This window comes from Dolichospermum sp. LEGE 00246 (assembly GCF_015207865.1).
Taxonomy (GTDB): Bacteria; Cyanobacteriota; Cyanobacteriia; order Cyanobacteriales; family Nostocaceae; genus Dolichospermum; species Dolichospermum heterosporum.
Window position 1 is genome coordinate 1 of the sequence record NZ_JADEWA010000605.1, and the last position, 2,639, is coordinate 2,639.

General features: G+C 36.2%; 2 protein-coding genes. One reads left to right on the forward strand and one right to left on the reverse strand.

What is annotated here, in order from left to right:
- Positions 1-115: 115 nt before the first annotated feature.
- Positions 116-1,621, forward strand: coding sequence for a GAF domain-containing sensor histidine kinase (locus IQ228_RS24540; RefSeq protein WP_027403847.1), 1,506 nt, complete (start codon positions 116-118; stop codon positions 1,619-1,621).
- Between the two features lie 258 nt (positions 1,622-1,879).
- On the opposite strand, the gene IQ228_RS24545 is transcribed toward IQ228_RS24540, so the two are convergent.
- Positions 1,880-2,440, reverse strand: coding sequence for an AAA family ATPase (locus tag IQ228_RS24545; RefSeq protein WP_370566943.1), 561 nt, complete (start codon positions 2,438-2,440; stop codon positions 1,880-1,882).
- Between the last annotated feature and the right edge of the window lie 199 nt (positions 2,441-2,639).

Here is a 2,639-nt window from a genome sequence, read left to right on the forward strand (position 1 = left end):
GTTCTTTATTATTGATTGTAGTCAAAAATTTGGGAATGCTTAAAAATAGGGATGAAATAACCTCTAGGGGTTGTGTAAATTTACATATCAAGCAGTTATTAGGCTAATAATCACAATGGCAAATTCAAACAATAAATTATTTACTCCTCGAAATGATGGAAATTATGTAAATACAAAAGAACAACAACGCCTACAAGCATTATTGAACCTGGGTTTGCAACAATCAGAAATGATTCCAGTATTTGAAGAAGCTGCTCAAACTGCTGCTCACTTTCTAGAAGTGGAAATTTCTATTTTAGGATTTATTGATCAAAAATTTCATTGGTTCAAATCGGCGGTGGGCTTATCTCGGTTAGGATTAATGAATGATTTAGCTTCTAAACGCCAACTTTTACGTCGGGAGTCATTTTGTTCTCAGGTGGTAGAAACTTCGCAAATGCTAATTATTAATGATGTAAGACAAGAAACAAACTCTGGGATTAAAGATAGTATTTTAGTCAAGAATTATGGTATCAGTGCATATTTGGGAGTGCCTTTAATTGATGCCAGTGGTAACTGCTTAGGTACATTAGCAGTTATGGATCGTCAGCCTCATAATTTTACAACCCGTGATATTGAATTTTTACAAATAATTGCGCGTTGGAGCATGAGTGAGTTTGAGCGCAACCGATTATTACAAAATAATCCAGCAGCACAGAATACTCATTCTAAGCGCCCATCTCCATTTTTAGAAGAGCAAATAATTGACTTAAAAATTGTTCCTCCTACTGTAGAAACAGACTTTGATTTCACTCAACAAATTAAATTAGAACTTTTGAACCAGCTAACTCAAGAGTTACGCACACCATTAACATCTATATTAGGTATGGTTAGTGTCTTAGGAAGAGAAATTTATGGTCCTTTGACAACCAAGCAGAGCGAATATCTAGCAATTGTTCAACATAGTGGCAAGTATTTACTTTCTTTAGTTAATGAAATTACTGAATTAGACCCAATTAATAAGAATTATCACCTGCTCAATTTAGTTCCTGTAGATATTGAAATGCTCTGTCAACAGGCTATTAATTCCTTAGAGGAATTAGCTGTCCGTCGTGAGCAAAATATTCGTTTATCTATAGAACCAGGACGGAATCGCCTTTTATCCTTAGATAAGGATAAGGTGCGACAAATTTTGTACAATTTAATTTTCAGCGTGATTCAAATTTACGCTCTGGGTAGTATAATCAGAATCCACGTTGCCTATAAAGCAAATACGCTAAATCTAACTGTGTGGGTATCTCACACTTACTTAAGAGATAGTGTTACTGATTATGATTCTTGTTTTTACCTAAATTCTTCGCAAATGCAGACTGCGGCAGATGAGCGGAAAAATGATTATGTTAAGCCAGAAAATTACCTAAATCTACCTGATTTTTGCTCAGATATTTTCAGTAATGGTTTATTCCAAAAAACTGGAAAGTTATCTGCTAATATTTCTCGTGAGAAATTGGGACTTTTGTTAAGTTGTCATTTAGCCGAGTTACATCATGGACAAATTTCTATTCAAGGTTCAGTAGAGTCAGGATACCGTTATATAGTATCTTTGCCATTAAAGTTTGCGACTTCTTCAGCAAGTGGTTAAGGAAGTTTCGTAACTTGCTAAATATGAATTTAAACGATTACTTGATTACACTGATTTTTTTGAGAGCTTTTGTCTTTGTTTAGGTAAAGTTCTGATGAAAAAAGGTTGTCATCAAAAATCCAAAATTCAGCCAGTAATACTTTTGAGTCATTACTTTTATCTTTTATAAGATTCAATGAATTTCATGAGAATTTATCTGGCGATCGCATTTCAAGAACACAAAAATCTACCCCCGTTAACGTTGGGGGTATCAATGCCTTATTTACCCAATGATTCGAGTTTTAATAGCCATGAATTAAAGTGAGGACATTTACTCCGAATTACTTCGATTCCAATGGATTTAGCTAATCCCGGAAAATTATGATGAATTGCATACAAATCAATCATGGTGGTAAAGAAAACATCTGTATTTTTATCCTCCGCAAGCGATCGCAAAGTAGATTGGGTGCTGATGAGAATTTGTGTATGATAGGAAGCCTTAGCAAACATCCCAGCTACAACATTGAGCGCATAGGGATGAAGACCAAGTTCCGGTTCATCAACAATAATGAGTTCTGGAAGTTCATTTTCTGGCTGCAAAAGCAACGTAGTCAGGCAAATAGCACGCAAAGTACCGTCCGAAAATTGGTGTAGACCAAATACTTGATCTGAGCCTTTTTCTCGCCAGTTGAGAATAACATTATTACCTCTAGGTTCAAGGACAAAATCATCAAAAAAGGGGGCAATTAAACGGATAGTTTTGACAATGCGGTGATAGGCTGTATTATGGTCTTTGCGGAATCTCAGAAGTAGTGCGGCTAAATTTCCAGCATCAGACACCAGCGAGCGGTTGTCATCAATGTAACAGGATTGACGAACTCGCGCGGTAGATGACGTATCGTGAAATTGACACTCCCCGGTCTAAAGACGCGGGGATTCTTAATCGAATAATTGTCAAGACAACTGCTCGAATAATATCCGCTTTTCAGGTATTACCTTAGATGTACGGTTCTTGCCCTGATCCTGTTTGCCATTACTG